At 39.0% G+C, this 23,614-nt stretch carries 21 protein-coding genes; 19 read left to right on the top strand and 2 right to left on the bottom strand.

Annotation, left to right across the window (positions count from 1 at the left end; translation table 11 throughout):
* The 9 genes from ABZB17_RS01305 to ABZB17_RS01265 all read left to right on the top strand — a co-directional run.
* A partial coding sequence (locus tag ABZB17_RS01305) for a glycoside hydrolase family 92 protein (protein WP_372647567.1) occupies positions 1–1,161 on the top strand: 1,161 nt, incomplete at its 5' end.
* 455 nt (positions 1,162–1,616) lie between these two features.
* Positions 1,617–2,912, top strand: coding sequence for a Gfo/Idh/MocA family protein (locus tag ABZB17_RS01300; RefSeq protein ID WP_372647565.1), 1,296 nt, complete (start codon positions 1,617–1,619; stop codon positions 2,910–2,912).
* Between the two features lie 286 nt (positions 2,913–3,198).
* Positions 3,199–4,005 (top strand): ThuA domain-containing protein, encoded by an 807-nt coding sequence (locus ABZB17_RS01295; RefSeq protein ID WP_372647564.1) that lies wholly within the window; start codon positions 3,199–3,201, stop codon positions 4,003–4,005.
* Between the two features lie 29 nt (positions 4,006–4,034).
* Complete coding sequence (locus ABZB17_RS01290) at positions 4,035–5,408, top strand: Gfo/Idh/MocA family oxidoreductase (protein ID WP_372647562.1); 1,374 nt, start codon at positions 4,035–4,037, stop codon at positions 5,406–5,408.
* A gap of 148 nt (positions 5,409–5,556) precedes the next feature.
* Complete coding sequence (locus tag ABZB17_RS01285) at positions 5,557–6,594, top strand: flagellar motor protein MotB (protein WP_372647560.1); 1,038 nt, start codon at positions 5,557–5,559, stop codon at positions 6,592–6,594.
* 91 nt (positions 6,595–6,685) lie between these two features.
* Entirely contained in the window at positions 6,686–7,366 is a 681-nt protein-coding gene (locus tag ABZB17_RS01280) for a response regulator transcription factor (protein WP_372647558.1), read from the top strand.
* Complete coding sequence (locus ABZB17_RS01275; RefSeq protein ID WP_372647556.1) at positions 7,366–8,736, top strand: sensor histidine kinase; 1,371 nt, start codon at positions 7,366–7,368, stop codon at positions 8,734–8,736. The genes ABZB17_RS01280 and ABZB17_RS01275 overlap by 1 nt, the downstream gene beginning before the upstream one ends.
* Before the next feature lie 108 nt (positions 8,737–8,844).
* Positions 8,845–9,711: a hypothetical protein gene (locus tag ABZB17_RS01270; protein WP_372647555.1), complete on the top strand. Its 867-nt coding sequence runs from the start codon at positions 8,845–8,847 to the stop codon at positions 9,709–9,711.
* Between the two features lie 209 nt (positions 9,712–9,920).
* Entirely contained in the window at positions 9,921–11,516 is a 1,596-nt protein-coding gene (locus ABZB17_RS01265) for a murein L,D-transpeptidase (RefSeq protein WP_372647553.1), read from the top strand.
* On the opposite strand, the gene ABZB17_RS01260 is transcribed toward ABZB17_RS01265, so the two are convergent.
* The gene (locus tag ABZB17_RS01260; protein WP_372647551.1) at positions 11,489–12,154 is read right to left on the bottom strand and encodes a murein L,D-transpeptidase catalytic domain family protein; all 666 of its coding nucleotides are present in this window, start codon (positions 12,152–12,154) and stop codon (positions 11,489–11,491) included. The two genes, ABZB17_RS01265 and ABZB17_RS01260, sit on opposite strands and share 28 nt — an antisense overlap.
* Before the next feature lie 173 nt (positions 12,155–12,327).
* Between ABZB17_RS01260 and ABZB17_RS01255 the strand changes: the two genes are divergently transcribed.
* Complete coding sequence (locus tag ABZB17_RS01255) at positions 12,328–12,906, top strand: hypothetical protein (RefSeq protein WP_372647549.1); 579 nt, start codon at positions 12,328–12,330, stop codon at positions 12,904–12,906.
* Positions 12,907–13,064: 158 nt separating this feature from the next.
* Here ABZB17_RS01255 and nhaA read toward each other — a convergent pair whose 3' ends face one another.
* A complete protein-coding gene (gene nhaA / locus ABZB17_RS01250) occupies positions 13,065–14,372 on the bottom strand; it encodes a Na+/H+ antiporter NhaA (protein ID WP_372647548.1) in 1,308 nt (435 codons plus the stop codon).
* Positions 14,373–14,598: 226 nt separating this feature from the next.
* On the opposite strand from nhaA, the gene ABZB17_RS01245 reads away from it, so the two are divergent.
* The 9 genes from ABZB17_RS01245 to dat all read left to right on the top strand — a co-directional run bounded on the left by ABZB17_RS01245 (position 14,599) and on the right by dat (position 23,173).
* Positions 14,599–15,159, top strand: coding sequence for a zinc ribbon domain-containing protein (locus ABZB17_RS01245; RefSeq protein ID WP_372647546.1), 561 nt, complete (start codon positions 14,599–14,601; stop codon positions 15,157–15,159).
* 335 nt (positions 15,160–15,494) lie between these two features.
* Complete coding sequence (locus tag ABZB17_RS01240; RefSeq protein WP_372647544.1) at positions 15,495–16,814, top strand: hypothetical protein; 1,320 nt, start codon at positions 15,495–15,497, stop codon at positions 16,812–16,814.
* Between the two features lie 213 nt (positions 16,815–17,027).
* Positions 17,028–18,329, top strand: coding sequence for an O-acetylhomoserine aminocarboxypropyltransferase/cysteine synthase family protein (locus ABZB17_RS01235; RefSeq protein ID WP_372647542.1), 1,302 nt, complete (start codon positions 17,028–17,030; stop codon positions 18,327–18,329).
* Positions 18,330–18,483: 154 nt separating this feature from the next.
* A complete protein-coding gene (gene metA, locus ABZB17_RS01230; protein ID WP_372647540.1) occupies positions 18,484–19,401 on the top strand; it encodes a homoserine O-succinyltransferase in 918 nt (305 codons plus the stop codon).
* A gap of 76 nt (positions 19,402–19,477) precedes the next feature.
* Positions 19,478–20,125, top strand: a complete 648-nt coding sequence (gene elbB / locus ABZB17_RS01225) for an isoprenoid biosynthesis glyoxalase ElbB (RefSeq protein ID WP_372647538.1) — start codon at positions 19,478–19,480, stop codon at positions 20,123–20,125.
* A gap of 31 nt (positions 20,126–20,156) precedes the next feature.
* Positions 20,157–20,846: a TatD family hydrolase gene (locus ABZB17_RS01220; protein ID WP_372647536.1), complete on the top strand. Its 690-nt coding sequence runs from the start codon at positions 20,157–20,159 to the stop codon at positions 20,844–20,846.
* 47 nt (positions 20,847–20,893) lie between these two features.
* Positions 20,894–21,607: a ThiF family adenylyltransferase gene (locus tag ABZB17_RS01215; RefSeq protein WP_372647535.1), complete on the top strand. Its 714-nt coding sequence runs from the start codon at positions 20,894–20,896 to the stop codon at positions 21,605–21,607.
* 285 nt (positions 21,608–21,892) lie between these two features.
* Positions 21,893–22,213: an RNA-binding protein gene (locus ABZB17_RS01210; protein ID WP_038562309.1), complete on the top strand. Its 321-nt coding sequence runs from the start codon at positions 21,893–21,895 to the stop codon at positions 22,211–22,213.
* Between the two features lie 126 nt (positions 22,214–22,339).
* Positions 22,340–23,173 (top strand): D-amino-acid transaminase, encoded by an 834-nt coding sequence (gene dat, locus ABZB17_RS01205; protein WP_372647533.1) that lies wholly within the window; start codon positions 22,340–22,342, stop codon positions 23,171–23,173.
* Positions 23,174–23,614: the final 441 nt, after the last annotated feature.

Raw genomic sequence — 23,614 nt, 5'->3', positions numbered from 1 at the left:
CAAAATGGCGGATTAATTCCGCGTGGTCCTTCAGGTGGGAACTATACTTTTGTAATGATTGGCGATCCGTCAACCTCGTTTTTTGTAACAGCCTATAATAAAGGAATCCGAAATTACGATGCTGAAAAAGCCTACGAAGGAGTACGAAAAAATGCCTTTGTGGGAGGTTCGCGCGATCATGCAGGTTACGAGCATAACTCACCCGCTTTTGGCGGCGGTATGCAATACTATGTTGAGCAGGGCTGGGTGCCCGAAGGGATCAAAGCGAAAGGCGGCCATAAGGACGGGGCATCGATGACCCTGGAATATGCCTACCAGGATTGGTGTTTGGCACAAATGGCAAAAGCCCTTGGAAAAGATAGCGATTATGAGTTGTTTATGAAACGATCGGAAAATTACAAGCACCTCTGGAATCCGGAAACACGAATGATGCATCCGCGCGAAATGGACGGTAGTTGGATCGAAGATTTTCAGGCGGTGGTTGAAGGTTTTAATGCACGGGGTTTTTGCGAAAGTAACTCGGCTATCTACACGCATTTTGTTCCACACGATATGGCCGGATTAATCGAACTTTTTGGTGGCAACGAAAAGTACACCGATTTTTTGGATTGGTGCTTTAACGAAGGTGAAAAGCTTGATTTTGTTGGAATTAACAAAAATCATGCGGCTAACTGGATTGACTATGGGAACCAACCCGGTACCGGAATGGCTCATTTATTTAACTACTCGGGAGCGCCATGGCTTACTCAAAAGTGGGTGCGAAAAGTAAAAGAGGCCTATGGCGATATTACGCCTTACGATGGCTATAAAGGCGACGAAGACCAGGGACAAATGGGGGCTTTGGGTGTATTAATGGCAATCGGATTATTTCAGGTTGATGGAGGGGCTGCGGTAAAACCTTATTATGAAATTACAAGTCCGCTGTTTAGCGAAATTAGTATTCGGCTAAATCCCGATTATTATCCGGGTGAAAAGTTTGTGATTAAAACCAATCAGCCGGAACATACTTATATTCAGGCGGCCAAATTAAATGGTAAGCCTTGGGAAAAGTGTTGGTTTTATCACTCCGATTTCGAAAAAGGCGGGACGCTGGAACTGGAAATGGGAACGGAGCCGAATAAAAAATGGGGGATGAAAGATCCCTTGCCCATAAAGAAATAAAAGAGCAACGAATAATAGACAAAACCACATGATTTAAAAAAATACGCCAGAGCGAATGAGAGATTCTATAAACTTTCACAAAATATGTCCCCATTAACAGATTGCTTGCTACATTTTTTAGTTTTTAAAAAAAATAGAAATAGATACAAAATTAATAAAATTGAATATTTTGGATATCATTGTTTTTGGAGATCTTTAAACATCATCTAGATTAATGAACTGTAGAATTTCTATATGATCTTTTGAAATAAAAAGTTAGAAGTAAATATATAAATGATCAAGTTGATTGAAAATTCTTCAAATCAGAGACAATATGTGATACTGATTCTAAAGGAATGAATTGACTGAAATACGAAGATCGTGCAAAATATGGATTACTAAACTGTTTTTCTCCAACTGTTTTTTCAACAGTGACAAATTTGAATCAAATACAACTAAACAATACAATTAAAAATATGACAAATTTTTCCAGAAGAAGATTTATTCAAACCAGCTCAATTGGTGCTGCCGGTTTAACAGTTATGCCTTGGTCTAAATTATTAGCAGCAGGTGCAAACGACACTATCCGTATTGGTTTTATTGGACTGGGGCAGCAAGCTATGAACCTGTTAAATGGTTTTAGCCAAATTAAAGGAGTTGAAATAGTAGCAGGTGCCGATTGTTATGGTGTTAAGCGCGAGCGTTTCGAGCTTAAGGTAAATGAGTTTTACAGAGCCCGGAAACAAAAAGTAGATGTAAAAACCTACAAAGATTACCGCGAAATTATCGATCGTAAAGACATTGACGCGGTTGTTATTGCAACACCCGATCATTGGCATGCAATTATAGCCATCGATGCTTGCGAGGCCGGGAAAGACATCTACCAGGAAAAACCAATTACTTTCACGATTAAGGAAGGTATAATGGTTGCAGCCGCAGTTCGCAAACACAATGTAATTTTTGCAACGGGTAGTCAGCAACGTTCCGACAGCAATTACCAGCACGCCGTTAATATGGTTCACCGCGAAGCATTTGGTAAACTTACCAAAGTAAATGCTTTTGTAGGGCCAGGACCTGATCCGTACAACTTGCCAAAAGAGGAAGTTCCTGCAGATCTTGACTGGAAGCAATGGTTGGGCCCAATGCCTTACGTCCATTACAACAATGCCTTAAATCCACCAATTACTTTAAATCCTGAAACTAAAGAAACGTTCTGGGCACGCTGGCGTTACTTCAAAGAAACCGGTGGTGGTTTTACCTGCGACTGGGGGGCACACAATTTCGATATTGGTCAGTGGGGATTGAAAAAAGACCACAGCGGACCTATTGAAGTTATTCCTCCGGGTTATAAAGGCACTAAATTTTTAACCTACGTTTATGATAATGGGGTTACAATGACCAACGAAGCCTACGACGATAAAAATTCGCGTGGTGTAAAATTCTGGGGCGATGATGGTTGGATTGAAGTTAGTCGTCAGGGAATCTGGGCTTCCGATCCTGCACTGTTGCCTGAAATAGAAGCTATAGAAGCTGGATTGTATGAAAAAAGTTCAGGACACCTCGAGAACTTTATTAATGCTGTTCGTATGCGTATCGATCCGATTGTGCCGGTAGAAATCGGTCAACGTACAGCAACTTGCAGTATTTTGGGTAATGTGGCCTACGAACTGAAGCGTCCTGTAGCCTGGTCGCCTGAAAAACAATATTTTATTAACGATTCGGAGGCAGAGAAATTCTATCACCGCGAATATGAGAATGGATACAAACTGTAACAGGTTTTCAAAATGAAGTTTTGACTTTGATAATCGTTAACGAATTTCATGAAAAATCCTGGTGAATTAACAATTCATCGGGATTTTATACCAGATTGACCATAAAATGCCGCATTCAAACTAATTCTTTTTTCAATTCATCTTTCATTGAAGAACTATAACGTAGCGAAGGCTATGCTAAGAATTTTATCCTGATAAAAAGAAAAATGTATCCAATACGGTAATTTATGATCCAATTGGTGTTTTTTATTTTTATAGCAATCAAAACAACTAAAATTAATAAATCATGTCGGTTTCAAGAAGAAAATTTGTAAAAGCAACAGTGGTGGCCGGAGCCGGAGCCATTGTGGTACCCGGTATATCGATGGCAGCAAATAAAGAAAAGCTGGTGCCAAGCCTGAAAGGGAAAAAAGTGCTTTATGTTTATGGAGGATGGAAAGGCCATGAGCCGAAAGAATCAGTAGATATTTTTGTTCCGTGGATGCGTTCTGAAGGCGCAGAAGTTACTGTTTCTGATACCCTTGATTCATACCTCGATGACGATTTGATGAATTCACTTGACCTGATTGTTCAGATTTGGACTATGGGAGAGATCTCTAAAGAACAGGAAAAAGCACTGCTAGCGGCAGTTAAACGTGGAGTTGGACTTGCCGGTTGGCACGGAGGAATTGGTGATTCGTTTCGTAATAACGTAGCCTACCAGTTTATGGTTGGCGGGCAATGGGTTGCTCACCCCGGTGGAGTAATCGATTATTCGGTTAAAATTACCAATAAATCAGATCCTGTAACAAAGGGCTTGAAAGATTTTGATATGCACTCAGAACAATATTATATGCATGTTGATCCTAACGTTAAAGTATTGGCTACAACTGAATTTTCAGCGGAACATGCCTCATGGATTGGCGGGTGCATTATGCCTGTTGTATGGAAAAAATACTATGGAAAAGGCCGTGTGCTTTATTCATCGCTGGGCCATGTGATGGCAGATTTTGAAGTGCCCGAAGCACTTGAAATCATGAAACGAGGAATACGATGGGCCAGCGAAAGTAAATATCATCCCAAAGAAAGTTGGGTAAGTCCTGCCTACTCGTAGTTGAATAAGTACTGATAAAAATGTAAAAAATGAGAAATATTGATAGAAGAAAATTTCTTCGATCTGCCTCTGCTATAGGTGTTGGTGCGGCATTAATTCCAAATTTATTGAGCTGTTCGCCTTCGCAAAAAGTTAATATCGCCATCATCGGAGTTGGTGGGCGAGGTCGTGAAAACTGGAGTAAAAGCAAGAATGAAAATATTGTTGCGATGTGCGATGTAAACGACGAAAGTGCAGCTGAAGGTTATAATACTTTCCCAAAAGCCAAACGATATAGAGATTACCGGATAATGTTCGACGAAATGGCTAATGAAATTGATGCGGTTATGGTATCAACGCCCGATCATAGTCATTTCCCGGCTGCAATGGCTGCCATGCAATTGGGAAAACATGTTTTTGTTGAAAAACCACTGGCTCATAATGTCTGGCAGCTACGAACACTAAAAAAAGCCGCTGAGTATTACAATGTAATTACCCAGATGGGTAATCAAGGCCATACAACTGATGGTATCAGGAAAGTGAAAGAATGGTACGATGCAGGAGTAACAGGAGAGGTAAAAGAAATAATAGCCTGGTTTAACGGACCTGAATTTGGAGAACGAAAATATTTCACCAAACCGGGGCAGTTCCCTCCTGCAGAACAACCTGTACCGGAAAGTCTGGACTGGGACTTGTGGCTGGGGCCCGCTGCTGATCGACCCTACAACAAAGTTTATGTTCCCCGCTCGTGGAGAGGCTTTTATGATTTTGGGAATGGTGAATTAGGCGATTGGGCCTGCCATACACTGGATGCTCCGTTCTGGACATTAGACTTGGGAATGCCCAATGTTGTTGAGCCTGAATTTCATTCAGGTTCTCCTAAGGGGTTTGTACCTGATAAATCGATAATTCGTTTTGAGTTTCCGGAAAGAGGAAATAAACCACCGGCAGTTTTAAAATGGTACGAAGGTGGATTAAAACCGGAAAACAGACCTGAATGGGGAATCAATGAATTGCCACCTTCGGGAATGATTATGGTTGGCGAAAAGCAAAATATAATTACTGGTGGCAGGCCAGATAATGCAATGCTAATAATGTCTGATGAAGAATGGGAAGATTGGGTTGCCAACAAAATGCCCGAACCTTCAATTCCGAGAATTGAGGGAGGACCTGTTAAAGAATTTTTGGATGCCATTAAAGGTGATGGCCCAATGCCCGGTTCGAACTTCAACTATGCAACCGACCTGACAGAAATGGCTCTGATAGGTGTACTTGCACAGCGATTTAATACACGTATTGAATACGATGCAATAAATATGAAAGTAACTAACCATCCTGAGTTGGATGAATATATTAAAGAACCAGTTCGTAAAGGATGGGAATACGGTCATCAGGGCATAAAAAAGGTAATGTTGTGGTTATAGTAGATCCCGATGTATAGTGTTTTAATAATTTTTTGAGAATCATTTTTTAATGCCATTTTAATTTCCTTTTCATTTCCACTTAATTCACTTGCTATACTTTCGATTTGTGAAAATTAAAAATTGAATTAATAAAAAAACAATGACAACAATGACAAAATCAATTAAAACCAATTATTCGGATATAAAAACCAAATCAGGTACAATAAAAGCCGAATCTCGCTCGTCAAGAAAAAATGAAATTCAAAAAGTATGGCAATTAGAAATCGATGAAAATACATCTGATAGTTTAAACAGCATGAAATATGGATTCATTTTTTTTATTGGCGCATTACTTTTTACTTCATGTGTAAGCAAAAAAGTATTGGTTGAAGAGCAAGTTCGTTCCAGCAAATTCGCGAAAAGTTTAAAAATCTGTGAAGACGAAAACCTATCTCTTTTAAATGCAAATAGAGAATTATCGGGTAAGACTATGCTTCTTGAAAACCAGGTAGCGAACGAACAAAGTAAAACCAATATTCTGGATCAGCAGATGAACTATTACCAAAGTACCAATACAAATTTACTCGACCGGTTGACCGATCTTTCAGTTGTTAGTAAAACCGGTGCAGAAAGTATTCGTAAATCACTGGATGCTATTAACGACCAGAACAAGTACATTAAAGATTTAACATCGGCAATGCGCGCAAAGGATTCTCTAAACCTTGCATTGGTAATGAAACTGAAACGTTCGTTAGTGGATGTTAATGATGAAGATGTTACTGTTGAAGTAAAGAAAGGTGTTGTTTATATCTCACTTTCAGATAAAATGTTGTTCAAATCAGGACGTTACGAGATCAACAAAGATGCTGAAGTTGTTCTTTCAAAAATTGCCCGGGTTTTAAACGATCATAAACAACTGGAAATATTGGTTGAAGGACACACTGATAATGTACCTATATCAACAGAAGTACTTGCTGATAACTGGGATCTAAGTGTAAAAAGAGCAACAAGTGTAGTGCGCCTGTTACAAACAAAATATGGAATTGCACCTGAACGAATGACAGCCGGTGGACGTTCGGAGTATATACCAAAAACAGCCAATTCAACAGTTGAAGGGAAAGCGCTAAACCGTCGTACCGAAATAATAATACTTCCGAAACTTGATGAATTTTTCGAGCTTCTGGAACCAACAACTGCTAATAATTAATCAATTGGGGTTAGAGCCCCGGGAATAACTCCCGGGGTTTTTGTTTTGAAAGCTTTTAGCTATCTTGTTAAAAAATAAACCTTATTACTTAATGAAAATACTGGTTGTTGAAGATGAAGCAAAAGTGGCTGAATTTCTGAAGAAGGGTCTTGAAGAACAAGGCAATTTTGTAGAAGTCGCCTACGACGGATTTATGGGAGAAAAACTGGCGTTAAGAAATGAATACGACATCATGATCCTGGATGTAATATTGCCATCGATTAATGGGTATGAATTGTGCCGCAGAATAAGGGAGAAAAATACATCGGTTCCAATTTTAATGCTAACTGCTTTAGGAACCACAGAAGATAAAATAACCGGATTTGATTCGGGTGCCGATGATTACCTGGTAAAACCATTTGAATTTGAAGAACTACTTGCTCGTATCAGGGCTTTGGTAAAAAGATCAACCGGTGTAGTTCATACTTCAGCTGTTATTAAGGTAGCTGACCTGGAGTTGAACATCGATAAAAAAACAGCTAAACGTGGGGATAAAACGATTGAACTGACCGCAAAAGAATTTGCCCTGCTTGAGTTTTTAATGAAGAATAAAGGCCGGGTATTGTCCAGGGCTGACATTGCTGAAAAAGTATGGGATATAACATTTGATACAGGAACTAATGTAGTTGATGTTTACATTAACATACTTCGAAAAAAGCTTGATAAGGACTTTGAAAAAAAACTGATACATACACGAATTGGAATGGGTTATACTGTAGACGACAATAATTAATGGAAATCAGAAAAAAATTAACGTACCAATTCATTGGTATTGTTGCCATTATACTTCTGTTTTCAATGGTAGCAATTTATATTTCGTTTTCAAAAACACGTCAGGAAGAATTTTTCGACCGGCTAAGTAGTAAAGCTAAACTGGTAGCTCAAATGCTAATTGATATCGATGAAATTGATTCCGAACTTTTAAAACGTATTGAACTAAATAACCCATTAAGTTTACCCAATGAAAAAATTATTATTTATGATTATCAGGATGAAGTAATTTATACAACCGACGACGAAAACATTCTATCCATAACAAATGAAATAATTGACGATGTTCGATTAGAAGAAGAGACTCAATTTAAGCAAGGGATGTATGAAATCTTTGGTCAGTTCTACACCGGGCAGTACGATCGAATTGTTGTATTTGCCGCAGCCACTGATATTTTTGGAATGAATAAAATAAAGCGGTTAAGAATAATTCTTGTAATCGTTTTTGTATTGAGCCTCATCATCGTATATTTTTCAGGAAGGCTGTTCGCCGTTCGTGCACTGGCACCAATCTCGCAAATGGTAAACCAGGTAAACAAAATTGAATTAGCGAACCTGGGAACGCGAATTGATGAAGGAAACGGGCAGGACGAAATTGCCCATCTCGCAAAAACTTTTAATAAAATGCTTGAGCGACTGGAGGCAGCATTCAAAATTCAGAAGAACTTTATTGCCAATGCTTCGCATGAATTGAGAACTCCGCTTACTGTGATAACTGGTCAATTGGAAGTGATATTAATGAAGGCCCGTACCAATGAAGAATATAAAAATGCTCTGTTGCTGGTATTAAACGATGTTAAGGATTTGAATGCATTATCAAACAAACTGTTAATGCTTGCCCAAACCAGTACTGACAGGCCTCAAATGAATTTTGTAAAAATCAGAATTGATGATGCTCTTTGGAAGGCGCAACAGGAAATTAACAGCAGAAACAAAAACTACTCTATTAATATCAATTTTGGAGAAGGCATTGATGACGAAAATAAACTTTCGGTTAGTGGAAATGATATCCTGATTAAAACCGTTTTTATAAATTTAATTGATAATGCCTGCAAGTATTCTTTGAATCATCATGTTGATGTTACTCTTGATTCAAAAGATGATCAACTAGTAATTCATTTTACTGACAAAGGAATTGGGATTATTGAAGAAGAACTAAAAATGATCTTTAATCCATTTTACCGATCCAAAAATACGATTTCATATTCCGGTCATGGAATAGGATTATCGCTGGTTGAAAATATTGTCAAACTGCATAAAGGTACAATCCAAGTGGTTTCAGCGCTGGACAAAGGAACTAAATTTACCATAAAACTACCCATATGTACCTAGTTATCTGTTATTTAAATATTTTAATGCGCTTTTAATCTTGTTTTCATTTCAGGTTAATTTGGCTACTGCAAATTTGTATCATTGATTAACGATTTAAAAATGAATAAAATGAAAACAAAATTAATGAACCAAAAAATTATTGCAGCTGGAGTTTTAGTTATTGCAATTGTTGTAACATCTTTTCTAGTATATGCAAATAAAAATCTGAACAAGAAATTAGCTGAAGAAAAATTGAAATCGGAAATGCTCCTTTCTGAAAAATTGAGTAAGGATAAACAGATATCAAAATATCAGGACGATATTCATTTGTTAAATACAGATGCAAAAAAGCTGAATAAACGAATTGCAGATACCAATGCACAAATACAAACAAAAAACAGTGAAATCGCAAAATTCAGGGCAGAATCGAAATCAGCAAAAGAACTGCAAAAGAAAATGGACGAATTGGAAGCACAACACCAAAAACTTGTAAATGAGCTTGCAACTCTTAATAATACATTGACTTTTACCACAGCCGAGAATTCAAAACTAAGCAAACAGCTCGACCAGGTTAATGCAAATTATACAGCTTTGTTTAGCGACAATTTGATACTAAAGGCAATGATTTCTGATAATTATCGTACAGAAGCTCTTCGTGGCAAAAATGAAAAATTAACGGTAAACGCGAACCGTACAAATAAATTAATGGTAAGCTTTGATTTACCGGCCAACAGTTCTGATAACATTTATTTCATGGTTACAACACCTAAAGGTGAAGAGCTATCAAGTAAAGATGATTTAGCTGCCGCAATTAACATTACAAATATTGGTGACGGTTTATTAGCCAGCAACTCTGAAACAATAATGGGTAGTGGCGGTACAAAAAGAGTTGAAATGTCATACAAACCAAAACAAAAATTGGCAAAAGGTATTTACCAGTTCACAATTTATAACAACGAACGCCAACTTGGAACAACACAATTGAGACTTAAATAGCGGTTTTTTCTGAGAAATTGTTTACACTGTTTTGAGCTGTCTGAATTATCAGGCAGCTTTTTTTATAAATTAAATCCAGATATCTTTCACCTGAGTTATCAAAATCATAAATGCTAATATTTTGCAATTTCTGATAGGAAAATCTAGCGTTAAATTGTTTATCTTTAAAATGAATGACACATAAAGAAATAACCACAAATTCATTAATTATGAAACTCAAAATCATAAATCTCCTGGGGCTTATTATCTTAATAAATTGCTTCATGGTTCATGCCCAGGAAAACGATATTATTCGAAGAAAAATAGAAAACCGAAATACAATACCATTATCAGCATTTGGTGTTCCCGTTTATTGCAAACAGTCTGTTCCCGTATTTTATCAAAACGCTTTTTTTGAAACAGTTTGGAATCCGGAACTGGCAAAGAAACTGGTAAGCACCATTTCAAACGCCACTTTAGAGGGATTAAATCCGGAAGACTATCATTACAGTAAACTTGTTGAAGTGTTGAAACGAAACAACCTAACCGAATATGAAAAGGCTGAATTTGACATTCTTTTAACCGATGCTTTTATGCTTTATGTTTCGCATCTGGTTTCGGGTAAAGTAAATCCTGTTACTGTTGATGCAGAGTGGTATGTACGGAAAAACGACATTGAGTTTAACAAAATATTTAATAAAGGCTCGGTATCAAATATTGACGCGACAATAAGAAGTGTGTTGCCAAAACATGAAACATATAATAGCTTAAAATTTGCATTGCAAAAATATTTGGCACTTGATTCTGACGAATGGCTAACATTAACTGCTGAAAAAACGATTAAGTTAGGTGATGAACATCCTGCAATACCGATGATTAGGGAAAGGTTATATCTTTTAGGAGACTTAAAAGATGCATCATTCGAAACACAAAATTTATATGACGAAAAACTACATAATGCCGTAAGAATATTTCAGGCACGCCATGGTATTGCAGTTGATGGAGATATTGGGCCGAAAACGATGCGAACATTAAATGTTTCAATCGACCAACGCATTGATCAGATTAGGACCAATATGGAACGCTGGCGATGGTTGCCGCAGGAATTTGGAAATTTTTACATCATTGTAAATATTGCCAATTTTGATTTAGGGATTTATAAAAACAAAAAACTGGAAAAACAATATAAAGTCATAGTTGGGAAACCCTATCGACAAACACCGGTTTTCCATGCAGGAATGCAATATTTAGTATTAAATCCAACCTGGACTGTGCCTCCGGGAATTTTAAACAACGATATTATACCAAGTGTAAAAAAAGACCCGAACTACCTGACAACTAAAAAAATTGATGTTATTGACAAACAGGGAAACATATTGAATACGTCAAATATTGATTGGAATAATTCGGTTGTAAAGGGTTATACTTACCGCCAATCTCCCGGACCTGACAACTCATTAGGCAGTGTAAAATTTATGTTTCCTAACGGTTTCCATGTGTACCTGCACGATACGCCGGCAAAAGAACTGTTTGAAAAAGGTGAACGTGCTTTTAGTTCCGGTTGTATCAGGGTGCAGGAACCACTAAAACTGGCCGAATACCTGCTGAATGATAGTGTTAATTATAACCTGGCTAAAATTGAAGATATTGTACAAACCAGAAAAACACAAACGATTAAATTAACCGAGCAACCCAATGTATATTTATTGTACTGGACCGCATGGACAGATAATGAAGGTCGGGTTCAATTTAGGGAAGACATTTACGAACGGGATAAAAACCTGATTCAAGCGTTAGCTCAATCTCCAATTGAGGTAATATACTGAGAATTATTCAAGTAATATTTATCAGGGAAATAAATAAACAAACAACTGCCGTTTTTTATCCTGTCTATAATCGTCTTATGTTTTGAAACAGGCACTGCCGGGCATCCGAAACTCCTGCCAAGTCGACCATATTCGTCAATAAATTCCTGCGATACATAAGGAGCTCCATGAATAACAATTGCTCTTTCTTTCGCTTTGTCGTTTATCGCTGTTTCAACGCCATTTAAATATAAACTCAGGCCATGTTTCCCGTAATATGTTTTTCCTGTAATATAAAAACCAAGGCTCGATTGGTAGGAACCAATAGTATTTGAAAAAAATTTGGCATTCAATTGTCCTGAGTTTTTACCGTGGGCAACCAATGAATTTTCCACAACCTTTTTTTGTTTCAGATCGATAATCCACAGTCTTCTTTTGGTAGATGGTAAACTTAGATCAATAATCGTAATAATATCAGTATTGCCAATTCTGTTTTCACTCTTCAGTTTTTCAAAACCAATCATCGCTTTCCCAAAAATATCAACAGAAGGTTTATTATTTTTTGGCGATAATTCTGCATAAATCGCAGAATACTCAATTGCCAAAGATATATTGTGTATTGTGCTTATTATCAGAAAGAAAATTAAAACTTTCTTCATCTCTTTTTTGTGCAATTATAGTCATTATATTAATTCGTTGTACATACTTTGAAACAACAATTTATTGTAACAAATAATTATATTGTGCCGAATAAGAAAAGAAGAGATTCAATTATATTAATGCAAAAAAGAACATCCGATTTTTCAAGAGTTAACGACTAAAAATTTGAAATATGAAAGCACAAAGAATTATTAAAACAATTATTATACTTGCTTTTGTTTTTAATATTACTCAAGCAAATGCACAGCAAAAAACTGCATACAGAATGCCTGCCAGTGAAAAAGCTGTCCCCAAAGTTGTTTTGGAAGGATTTAAAAGCCAACACCCGTTAGTTCAGGTTAAAGGCTGGTATGTTACTCACCTTGTTTACTGGGAAAACGATTATAGCTCAGATTGGTATACCGGATGGTATCCGCAGCGAACACTGGTTGTTTATACCTACGAAAAACCCAATTATTATGAAGTTGAGTTTGAAGTATACCCGGGAGAATTAAGTAGGGCTATATATAACAAATATGGTTATTGGTACGAAACCCGCACGCAGCTAAGAGGCATGCCAATGCCCGTTTACGATGCTTTGCAGACATCGAAATATAGTAACTGGAAAATTTCGGTTTTAAAGGAAAAAATTGAATCGCCAGCATGGCCGTTACCAATTTACCGTTTTAACGTGACAAAAGGAATGCGATCGCATATTTTAAGAATGGATGAAAAGGGAAGTATTGTTCAGGCAAAATATTTGAGCGAATAAATTGGACAAAATCTATTGATTTGGTTTTGTATCGATTTTACTGACAATTAATAAGTTCCTTGTTGATGAGTTTCGAATTCCACTAGAGGTCTAATTAATGTTAAAAGCATTGAAATTATTGGTTTCGGTGCTTTTTTTATTGGTTCAAAGAATCTAATTCACCGGCTATTTCCTGGTAATGTACTTTTCTTTAAAGAATACCGAATAACCAAATACCCGCTAACACCTGCAACCAGAGAGCCGATAAGTATTCCCAATTTCGCTGAGTCTTGCAAATGAACAGACTCGTAGGAGAGGTTGGAGATAAAAATCGACATCGTAAAACCAAAACCACCAAGGCAGGATAATCCAAAAATCTGCCGGAAGTCGACATTTTTGGGGAGTACAGCTATTTTAAGTTTTATGGCCAGCCACGAAAATAAGCTTATGCCTATTATTTTACCAAAAACCAAACTCACGGCAATGCTTACGGAAAGCGGAGTAAAAGCACCTTCGTCGCCAATAAAGTTTATACCCGAGTTGGCAAATGCAAATAGCGGAATAATTAGAAAAGAAACCATTGTGCCAAGCTTGTTCTGCAAATGTTGCAATGGGGATTGAATTTCGGAGGTTATATTATCGAGAATGTTAATGGCGGTTTTATGATGTTTAAATTCAACTACTTTTTGCCCGATTAGCTGCGATAATTCGTTAAGGGCATTTTTACCCTTTCCAATAACTTCGATAAGCCTTTTCCTGCGATGCGAAGGAATGGTAAACGCAAAAAGCACACCGGCAATAGTGGGGTGTATGCCCGACTCTAAAAACAGCAGCCAGATTACCAGCCCGACAGGAATATAGATATACCTGGAATAGAAATTTTTTACCGATAAAAGCGACAACCCAATTAACAGAACAAAAGCAATAGCAACCAGGTGCCAGTATATTAGCGAACTGTAGAAAACTGCAATAACCAATACTGCACCCAAATCGTCGATAATGGCAAAGGCCGCCAGGAATATGGTAAGGCCAAAAGGAACTTTTTTCCCCAGAATGCCCAGTATTCCTAACGAAAAAGCAATATCGGTAGCCATGGTTATTCCCCAACCATGTGTACCTTCTTTCCCCGAGTTCATCAAAAAAAAGATGGCAATGGGGAAGATCATTCCGCCAATAGCCGCAAAAATGGGCAGTATGGCTTTTCGCGCCGAACTGAGTTCTCCAATCAGAAATTCGCGTTTTATTTCCAGCCCGATAACAAAGAAGAAAATGGTCATTAAGCCGTCGTTAATCCAGTGCAGTACCGATTTTGATAAGTGGAACCGGGAGAAACCGATTAAAAATTCCAGCTCTAAGAATTGTTCATAGTAAGTGTGCAGGTTGGTGTTGGAGACTACAAGCGCCGCAATGGCAGCCACAACCATACAAATGCTGCTCAGTGATTTAATTTTTATAAACCGGCGTAAGGGATCGAATTTAATCTCCATAATTCCTCCAGTTTTCTGTTCCTGTTTCGCCCTTAATAAATTCAGAAACACCAATTCTTCTTGTATTTACGCGTATGTGCTTTAAAGAGTTTCTAATATATCGGGAGTGGAGAAATTAACGTTCTAAATCATTTTTATGGTCCTTAAACATAAAACCATTTATCGAAAATATTACTACTTTGGTATCCGAAGAAATCAAATTCAAACCGAGCAAAAAAACACCAAAATGGAACTAGTTAAGTGTACGCATTGTAACGAAGACAATAAAACCAATGCCAAATACTGTCGCTATTGTGGTTACGAACTGCCAAAAGTTGAGCCCAAAGAAACCATAGAACAACCGATGGCAAAACAAACACAAGGTTCAACCAAACAGAAGCTGATCGTTACGCTTGTAAGTGTAGTATCCTTTGTAGTTGCCTTTTTTGTGGTGCAACAACTGGTGCAGCGTGTTTTTTCTTTCGATAAGGTGTTAATGAAAACCGCCAGCGAATTAAATGAAGCCTGCCCTTTAATGGTAGATGCCGAAACCCGCCTCGATAATACTGTGGCAATGGCCAACAATACTTTTCAGTACAACTATTCGCTAATAACATTGGTAAAAGACTCGATCGATATCAGCAGTTTTGAAGCCTACCTGATTCCGCAAATAACCAACAATATAAAAACCAACCCCGATATGGAATTATTTCGTGTGAACCAGGTAACCATGAACTATAAGTATGTGGATAAAAACGGGGTGTTCATAACCAAAATTTCTGTCGGGCCTGAGCAATATAACGAGTAGGCGGTAAACCCAAAAGAGGAGATCCGATTCGTAGAATCTGCAATAAATACGGATCGGATCCTTTGTTTCCCAATGTAAACTTTATCTAAAATCAATACAGATAAGCTTGCATTTATCAAAAATCAATTTATATTTGCGTCAAACAAATTCGGCAAGAATGAACATTGACCAAAGAAATACTACTTCTTCTTTCGCAGTAATCCGTTGCGGAGCAATGTTTATGTCGACTATGTTTATGTCTATGCGATAGCCTTCATTCGATGGTTATTCGTTGTTTGAAGGCATCCCGTACAAGCGTTTATTAAGCAAACAAAAATTTCAAAAAAAATATTTTTATGTCGGATAATGTTATTCGATTTGGTGGAAGCCATATTGGCAACCAAATAGCATTACAAAATTTAAAAGCCTGGTTAGCGGGCAGCAAAAGTCGCAATTATGTGGTGGTTTCGGCTATTCCGCAATTGCTCGATCTTGTTCAGTTTAATCTGCAACAGGTATTTCTGCAAGAATTGGACGAGGAGGAAATCCTGAACGAGATATACGGATTTTATATCGGTAAAGTTGATGAGCAACCCTCTGAAGTGTATTCAAAATTAGCCAAACAGTTGGTTGGATTACTAAAGGGGATCGGGCTTATCGGCGATTATTCGCGGGCTTTAAAAGACCAGGTACTGAGTTTTTCTGAAAAACTGTCGGTCGAGATTCTGTCGTCGCTCTGGAACGAGGCAAGTATAATTCACCCCGAAGATATTGATTTACTGGTGTCATCCGATTTTGGAAATGCAACTTTTCTTTCGGTAGATACAGATAAACTCAATAAACTGGAGGAAGGTGTTTACCTGATTCCCGGTACTTACGGCATCGACGAGAACAATAAACTGGCTCGAACCGGTAAAACAGCAGCCGATTATACAGCAGCTTTTTTGACCAAAGAATTGGGTGTTGATACGCTAAAACTTTGGGGCCTCGATAACGATTTTCAGCGGGCCAAACCTGCAATTATCAAAAATCCCGAGATCATTCAACGCCTAACGTATTCCGAGGCCAGTGAGCTGGCTTATTTCGAGCACTACTCGTTTCACCCGCGAACCGTGGAACCGCTGGAACATGCACATATCCCAATTCAGGTACTGAGCGCTGATACAGCAGATGGCGAAGTTCAAACCGTTATCAACACCGAAACCTACATCGAGGAGCAGATTGTAAAAAGTGTAGCCTGCACCGACGATATTTCGCTGCTAAAGTTGGATGGGCCTGGCGTTGGTTTAAAACCGGGTATTCTGGCAAAAGTTACAAACCAATTGAACGATGCCGGGTTGAACATTAAGTCGGTAATTACCTCGCAAACGTCCATCAATTTTATCTTAAGCAAAGAAAATGGTGCAAAAGCATTAAAACTCGCGCACAAATTGGGCTTTTCGGCTGTTACTGATATCAAAGTGGTGAACGACGTGGCACTGATTGGTATTGTCGGACACGGAATGCAACAGGCTTATGGCGTGTCGGCAAAGATATTTGCTGCGGTGGCTAACAACAAAATTAATGTAATACTAAGCGGCTCCGGCGCATCCGACCTTGTAAGCTATTTGGTGGTACAGGAATCCGATAAAGAAAAAAGTGTAAGAGAAATTTATAACGCTTTTTTCTTGCGATAAATGAATTTGTAACAATTAGTATAGAATGATTTTACCCTTTTGGCTGTCGCCATTTTCCCTTAAAAAGGGAAGAAAGGAAATGCAAAGTAACTGCAAAACTTCATTTGCACAGGCTTTCATTTAAACGTTCTCCCCTTGCAAGGGGAGATGCTTACAAGCAGAGGGGTAAAGAAAAATTCATAACAAGTTTCTAACTCAAAAAATTATAACAACATGACTACACAAAAATTAAATTTCGAAACACTGCAGCTACATGCAGGACAACAACCCGATGCAACTACTAACTCACGCGCAGTGCCAATTTATCAAACATCGTCGTACGTGTTTAACGATGCCGATCATGCGGCTAATTTGTTTGCCTTAAAAGAGTTTGGCAACATTTACACTCGTATCATGAATCCAACTTCGGATGTGTTTGAGCAGCGTATTGCAGCGCTCGAAGGGGGAGCGGCAGCACTTTCTGTGGCTTCGGGGCACGCAGCACAGTTTATCGCATTAAATAATATTCTGGATATTGGCGATAACATCGTTTCATCGCCTTATTTGTACGGTGGAACTTACAACCAGTTTAAAGTAACTTTTAAACGACTGGTAATTGAAGCTCGTTTAACGGAAGATCTGGAAGCTGCATCGTTCGAAAAACTGATTGACGAAAATACGAAGGCCATTTACCTCGAAACAATCGGTAATCCGGGATTTGTTATTCCAGATTTTGATGCAATTGCAGCTGTGGCCAAAAAACACGATATCCCGTTTATTGTTGACAACACTTTTGCCGGCGGTGGTTATTTGTTCCGTCCGATCGAGCATGGTGCTGACATTGTTGTGGAATCGGCTACCAAATGGATTGGTGGTCACGGAACCAGCATTGGCGGTGTAATTGTTGACGCCGGAACCTACAACTGGGGCAATGGGAAATTCCCTGGTTTCACCGAGCCTTCTGAAGGTTATCACGGTTTGAAATACTGGGATGTGTTTAATTTCGACGGGCCATTCGGAAACATTGCATTTATAATTAAAGCACGTGTTGAAGGCTTGCGCGATTTTGGATCAGCAATCAGTCCGTTTAACTCGTTCATGCTCTTGCAGGGGCTGGAAACACTGTCGTTAAGAATGGATCGTCATGTGGAAAATACGCTGGCTTTGGCCAAGTGGTTGGAAGCACATCCGAAAGTGGAGAGCGTAAATTACCCGGGACTGGAAAGCAACCCGTCGTATGCCAATGCTCAAAAGTACCTGCCAAAAGGTGCCGGTGGTGTATTATCTTTTAATGTAAAAGGCGATAAAAACACAGCAAATAATGTGGTAAACAACCTTGGTTTGGTAAGCCATCTGGCCAATGTTGGCGACGCAAAAACTTTGATCATTCAGCCGGCGGCAACAACGCACCAGCAATTATCGGAAGAAGCACAGGCAGCGGCCGGTGTAACGCCTACGCAGTTACGTGTTAGCGTTGGCCTGGAACACATCGACGATATTATCGCTGACTTTGAGCAGGCATTGGCTAAAGTATAAGAAAATCATTCATGAATATTCACCTGCTGACTTCGGGTTAGCAGGTGAATAAATATTTTCCAAGATTCATAATGTTGGTTATTTTTGCGCGAACTGAAAAAAACGGAGACGAGATTCGTAAATTGATTCGCTCCAACGAAAAAACGACTATAAAATGCCATTAAATATAAACGATAAATTACCGGCAATTGAAATCCTTCGCGAGGAGAATATTTTTGTAATGGATTCATCGCGGGCATCGCACCAGGATATCCGACCACTAAAAATTGTGATCCTAAACCTGATGCCGCTTAAGATTTCTACGGAAACCGATCTGCTTCGTCTGTTATCCAATTCACCATTACAGATCGAGATCGACTTTCTGAAAATTAAAGGGCATACGCCCAAGAATACGCCATCGCAACACATGAGTGAGTTTTACGATACTTTTGATGAACTGAAAAACAAAAAGTACGATGGTATGATTATTACCGGAGCGCCGGTTGAACAGCTCGATTTTGAGGAGGTAACCTATTGGGATGAAATGAAGGAAATCCTTGACTGGGCTGAGCATCACGTAACTTCGTCGTTGTTTATTTGCTGGGCAGCACAGGCGGCTTTGTATCACTATTACAAGGTGCCCAAATATCCGCTCGACAAAAAAATGTTTGGCGTTTTCGAGCATCATCTGTCAGACAATACATTGCCAATATTCAGAGGTTTTGATGATGTCTTTTTTATTCCACATTCACGCCATACCGAAATTCGTAGAGAGGACATCGAGAAAGTGGATGAGCTGCAGGTCATTTCACATTCGGAGGAAGCAGGTGTGTCAATTGTAAAAGCCAAAAACGGCCGACAGCTGTTTATTACCGGGCATTCTGAATATTCACGAAACACTCTGAACGGGGAGTATAAGCGCGATATGGCCAAAAATTTACCCATCGAAATTCCACGAAATTACTATCCGGATAATGATCCGTCTAAAACTCCGGTGATGCGCTGGAAATCAACGGCAAACCTGTTGTTCTCCAACTGGCTGAATTATTACGTTTACCAGGAAACACCTTACGATCTGGAGCAGATTAGTTAAGAACTGATCACTGTTGGGCTTTCTGATTCACTTTTTATCTTGTAACTTTGAAATACAAAATTTAAAAGGAGATAAAATGAAAAATATAGCAGTAGTATTAGCCGGAAATGGTGTTTATGACGGTGCCGAAATTCACGAAGCCACATTAACATTATTGGCCATCGCCCAACAGGGTGCGGCCTATCAGTGTTTTGCTCCCGACGTGGATCAGGCGCATGTGGTAAATCATATTTCGGGAAAGGAAATGCCCGAAACCCGTAATGTGTTGGTAGAAGCTGCCCGCATCGCTCGCGGTAATATAAAAGCATTGTCGGAGTATAAAGCTGACGATTACGATGCAATTATTTTTCCGGGAGGTTTTGGTGCTGCTAAAAACCTTTGCACATTTGCTTTCGATGGCCCCGATTGTAAGGTAAATCCTGATGTTGAAAAAGCCATAAAAGCTACTGTTGAAGCAGAAAAACCTGTGGGAGCACTGTGTATTTCGCCCGCAATAATTGCAAAAGTTTTAGGCGACGTAAAACTTACTATTGGTCAGGACAAAGGAACTGCCGATGCGCTTGAATCGTTGGGTGCCACACACGTTACCACCACACACGGCGAAATTGTGGTTGACGAAAAATACAAAGTAATTACAACGCCTTGTTATATGCTCGATGCTACGATCACACAAATTGCGGATGGCGCTTCAAATGTGGTTGCTAAAATGCTGGAGATGGCATAATTGAGATGAGTTTAGCTAACAAAACTGGTTTATGAGTTCAATTCCCTATATCGATATTCACACACATCCGTTTCATAACGAAATTGAAACGATAACGGTACAAAATATATTTCCGGGCGACGGATTTGCGGCTTTCAACGGACGCAATTTCTATTCGGTTGGGCTTCATCCCTGGCATCTTGGCAGCAAACAGGAAAATAATGAAGCGCTGCAAATGGTAGAGGAAGCACTTGAATTCGACCATGTAATTTTTGTGGGAGAAGCGGGCCTCGACAAAATTAACGGCGGCGATTTTATCGAGCAACTTCGGGTTTTTGAAGCACAGGCCGTTATTGCCGAAGAGTATCAATATCCGTTAATCATTCATTGTGTGAAAGCGTTGAACGAGGTAATTGCACTCCGCGAAAAAATGAATCCCGTTATGCCCTGGATTATGCATGGATACAATGGTAGTGTTGAAATTACAAAACAACTGGTAGATAAAGGTTTTTTGTTTTCGTTTGGAAAAAATCTTTTCAGGGAAGATTCAAAAGCCGTAAAATCATTTAAATATCTTCCGCTAAATAAAATATTCTTCGAGACCGATGAGCTGGATTTAAACGTTGATACTATTTATGAGCAGGCAGCAGCTTTAAAGGAAATGCCGGTTGAGGTGATTAAAAAGGCGGTGTGGATCAACTTTAACCAGATAGAAAAATCGTTGATGCCCGGAAGAATTTAAACACAATTTTGTTTCTTTGCGCCACGAAAATTTAGTTTTAGAGAGTAATGCACTGGTTAGAACGAACTGAGTTATTGTTAGGAGAAGAAAAACTGGCCAAACTTAAAAATGCAAATGTACTGGTAGTTGGCTTAGGTGGAGTTGGCGCTTATGCGGCAGAACAATTATGTCGCGCAGGAATTGGAAAAATGACCATTGTTGATGGCGACGTGGTGGAAGAAAGTAACCGCAACCGTCAATTACCCGCGCTTATAAGTACAAAAGGGCAGCCAAAAGCCGAAATTCTGGCAAAACGTTTTATGGATATAAACCCTGATCTGGAATTAAGGGTTGTAAATGATTTTATTCGCGACGAACAGACCATCGAACTCTTAAACAGTGCTCCTTTTGATTATGTTGTTGATGCTATCGACACACTGTCGCCAAAGGTATTTCTGGTTTATCATGCACTACAGCTAAAACTTCGTGTAATCAGTTCGATGGGTGCCGGTGGAAAAATGGATCCGTCGAAAATAGAAATCACCGACATTAAAAAATCACACAATTGCAAACTGGCAAAAATGATGCGAAAACGGCTTGGTCGTCTGGGCGTTAAAAAGGGCGTAAAAGTGGTCTTTTCTTCCGAGGATATCGATGAAAAGGCCGTACGTATCGAGGAAGGCCGGAATAAAAAATCAACAGTAGGAACCATTTCGTACATGCCACCACTGTTTGGAGGCTTTATTGCCAGCGCAGTAATTCGCGATTTGCTTGGGGAATAAATGTATGTTTAAGAAATATGTTAATTTTAGTTTGTTAGTTCGAATAAAGAATTACCTTTGGGCTGTTAATTTTTAGAAAAGTCTGGCAATTAGCATTTTGGTCTTTTTTTATTGATATTAATAAACCGGACAGTTTATCTCTCTTGTGTTTTTCCCGACGTTATTTCAATCGTTAATAAAGCTTATTTTATACTGTATTCAAGTAACACCAGGACGTGATGCATTTTGATTGGTTCTTCTGGTGATCAGTAAGATGGATATATTAACTTTAAATTATAGTATAAAATGAACATTTACATTGGAAATTTGCCCTTCAACATGGGCGAAGAAGATTTGAGAGAAATTTTTGAAGAGTATGGTGAAGTTGCTTCATCTAAAATTATCATGGATAAATTTACCGGTAGAAGCAAAGGTTTCGGTTTCGTTGAAATGGAAGACGATTCTGAAGCTAACAAAGCTATCGAAGAATTGAACAACGCTGAGGTTGCTGGTCGTAACATCAAAGTTAACGAATCAAAACCTCGCGAAAACAACAACCGTGGCGGTGGCGGCGGTGGTTACAACCGTGGTGGCGGTGGTGGTTACGGACGTCGTGACCGTTACTAGAATCAGAAAAGAATTTTTTGATCATATAGGAAAGGGGTTCATTAAGATGAATCCCTTTTTGTTTTTTATAAGACCGGAATTCAAAGTTTTTCTATTTTTGAGTTTCAATTCAACCCGATTATTATTATGAGCAATATCGTTTATCTGAACGGAACATACCTGGCAGCCGATGAAGCAAAAATCTCACCAAACGACCGGGGATTCCTGTTCGCCGATGGTGTATACGAAGTAGCCAAATACTACAATGGTAAGGCTTTTCGTTTCCACGACCATTTAGACCGCCTGAACCGCAGTTTAAAAGAAATTGGTATTGATTATGACACTGAGCAGCTGGAGACTGTTTTTATGGAGCTGATTCAGAAAAACAATATGCTCGACAAACATGCCGGAATTTACCTGCAAATATCGCGGGGCACAGCCAAACGTTCGCATCATTTCCCTGATGAGATTGCACCAACCGTTTATGCCTATGCTTTTGATCTGCCTTCGGCTACAGAAAAACTCGAGAACGGAATTAAAGTAATTACCCGCGAAGATATTCGCTGGCAACGTTGTGATATTAAATCAGTTTCGTTGTTACCCAATACCATGCTTTATAACGAAGCACATCAAAGCAGGGCAGGAGAGTGTATTCTTATCCGCGACGGATTTGTCACAGAAGCAACACACTCAAGCGTACTTTGTGTAAAAAATGGCGTTGTAGTAACACGGCCTTTATCAAACCTGATTTTACCCGGCATTACCCGAAAAATAATTATGGAACTGTGCTCAGCGAATAATATTCCGGTTGAGGAGCGCCTGTACTCCAAAGAAGAACTTTACGAAATGGACGAAGTTTTTATCGCAGGTACAGGAAGCGAAATTTGTCCGGTGGTGCAAATCGAAGATCAGTTGCTTGGTAACGGAAAACCAGGAGAAATAACACGATTGTTGCAAAAGCTGTTTTTTGAGTTGGTTTAATTAGTTTGTTCTTGCAAATTTATACATTCAAAATGGGGATTACCTGTAGGTTGTGCTTTTGCCTGCCGGCGGCCTTCATTTTTGCCTTAATGCAAAAACGAAGCAAAAAGATCAAGGCTGCTTTTGATCTTCACCCTACATTTTCATAAAACCTAAGTTCTGGCGGGTGATCTCCTCGCTCCCTCGGAGCTTCCCGCTCTCACTAAGGTTTCATTTCCACTCCGGGTAAATACCAAAAGAGGCCGGTCCACTTAAGTATTGTTAGCAGATACGAAAGCAATATCGAAGCTTCGACCTCGGCCGGTGAACCGGAAAACAAGTGGTGACGGCGTTAAAAAATTACTGATGTTTGAGGAGGTACGACGAGTTTCAGGAATTTTAGCTGGCATCGCGTAGTTTTTCCGAGTGAAGTGGGCGCAGCCTTGAGTTTTTTGTTTACTT

This window comes from Draconibacterium sp., assembly GCF_041583095.1.
Taxonomy (GTDB): domain Bacteria; phylum Bacteroidota; class Bacteroidia; order Bacteroidales; family Prolixibacteraceae; genus Draconibacterium.
This window is presented reverse-complemented; position numbering and strand designations above follow the sequence as displayed.

What these genes read in the sequence shown, in the direction of transcription:
- ABZB17_RS01270 (WP_372647555.1), top strand. Translation starts at nt 8,845, where the DNA reads ATGAAAACAAAATTAATGAACCAAAAAATTATTGCAGCTGGAGTTTTA.
- ABZB17_RS01255 (WP_372647549.1), top strand. Translation starts at nt 12,328, where the DNA reads ATGAAAGCACAAAGAATTATTAAAACAATTATTATACTTGCTTTTGTT.
- dat (WP_372647533.1), top strand. Translation starts at nt 22,340, where the DNA reads ATGAGCAATATCGTTTATCTGAACGGAACATACCTGGCAGCCGATGAA.
- ABZB17_RS01275 (WP_372647556.1), top strand. Translation starts at nt 7,366, where the DNA reads ATGGAAATCAGAAAAAAATTAACGTACCAATTCATTGGTATTGTTGCC.
- ABZB17_RS01300 (WP_372647565.1), top strand. Translation starts at nt 1,617, where the DNA reads ATGACAAATTTTTCCAGAAGAAGATTTATTCAAACCAGCTCAATTGGT.
- ABZB17_RS01245 (WP_372647546.1), top strand. Translation starts at nt 14,599, where the DNA reads ATGGAACTAGTTAAGTGTACGCATTGTAACGAAGACAATAAAACCAAT.
- ABZB17_RS01235 (WP_372647542.1), top strand. Translation starts at nt 17,028, where the DNA reads ATGACTACACAAAAATTAAATTTCGAAACACTGCAGCTACATGCAGGA.
- ABZB17_RS01260 (WP_372647551.1), bottom strand. Translation starts at nt 12,154, where the DNA reads ATGAAGAAAGTTTTAATTTTCTTTCTGATAATAAGCACAATACACAAT.
- metA (WP_372647540.1), top strand. Translation starts at nt 18,484, where the DNA reads ATGCCATTAAATATAAACGATAAATTACCGGCAATTGAAATCCTTCGC.
- ABZB17_RS01290 (WP_372647562.1), top strand. Translation starts at nt 4,035, where the DNA reads ATGAGAAATATTGATAGAAGAAAATTTCTTCGATCTGCCTCTGCTATA.
- ABZB17_RS01240 (WP_372647544.1), top strand. Translation starts at nt 15,495, where the DNA reads ATGTCGGATAATGTTATTCGATTTGGTGGAAGCCATATTGGCAACCAA.
- nhaA (WP_372647548.1), bottom strand. Translation starts at nt 14,372, where the DNA reads ATGGAGATTAAATTCGATCCCTTACGCCGGTTTATAAAAATTAAATCA.
- ABZB17_RS01265 (WP_372647553.1), top strand. Translation starts at nt 9,921, where the DNA reads ATGAAACTCAAAATCATAAATCTCCTGGGGCTTATTATCTTAATAAAT.
- elbB (WP_372647538.1), top strand. Translation starts at nt 19,478, where the DNA reads ATGAAAAATATAGCAGTAGTATTAGCCGGAAATGGTGTTTATGACGGT.
- ABZB17_RS01215 (WP_372647535.1), top strand. Translation starts at nt 20,894, where the DNA reads ATGCACTGGTTAGAACGAACTGAGTTATTGTTAGGAGAAGAAAAACTG.
- ABZB17_RS01210 (WP_038562309.1), top strand. Translation starts at nt 21,893, where the DNA reads ATGAACATTTACATTGGAAATTTGCCCTTCAACATGGGCGAAGAAGAT.
- ABZB17_RS01220 (WP_372647536.1), top strand. Translation starts at nt 20,157, where the DNA reads ATGAGTTCAATTCCCTATATCGATATTCACACACATCCGTTTCATAAC.
- ABZB17_RS01280 (WP_372647558.1), top strand. Translation starts at nt 6,686, where the DNA reads ATGAAAATACTGGTTGTTGAAGATGAAGCAAAAGTGGCTGAATTTCTG.
- ABZB17_RS01285 (WP_372647560.1), top strand. Translation starts at nt 5,557, where the DNA reads ATGACAAAATCAATTAAAACCAATTATTCGGATATAAAAACCAAATCA.
- ABZB17_RS01295 (WP_372647564.1), top strand. Translation starts at nt 3,199, where the DNA reads ATGTCGGTTTCAAGAAGAAAATTTGTAAAAGCAACAGTGGTGGCCGGA.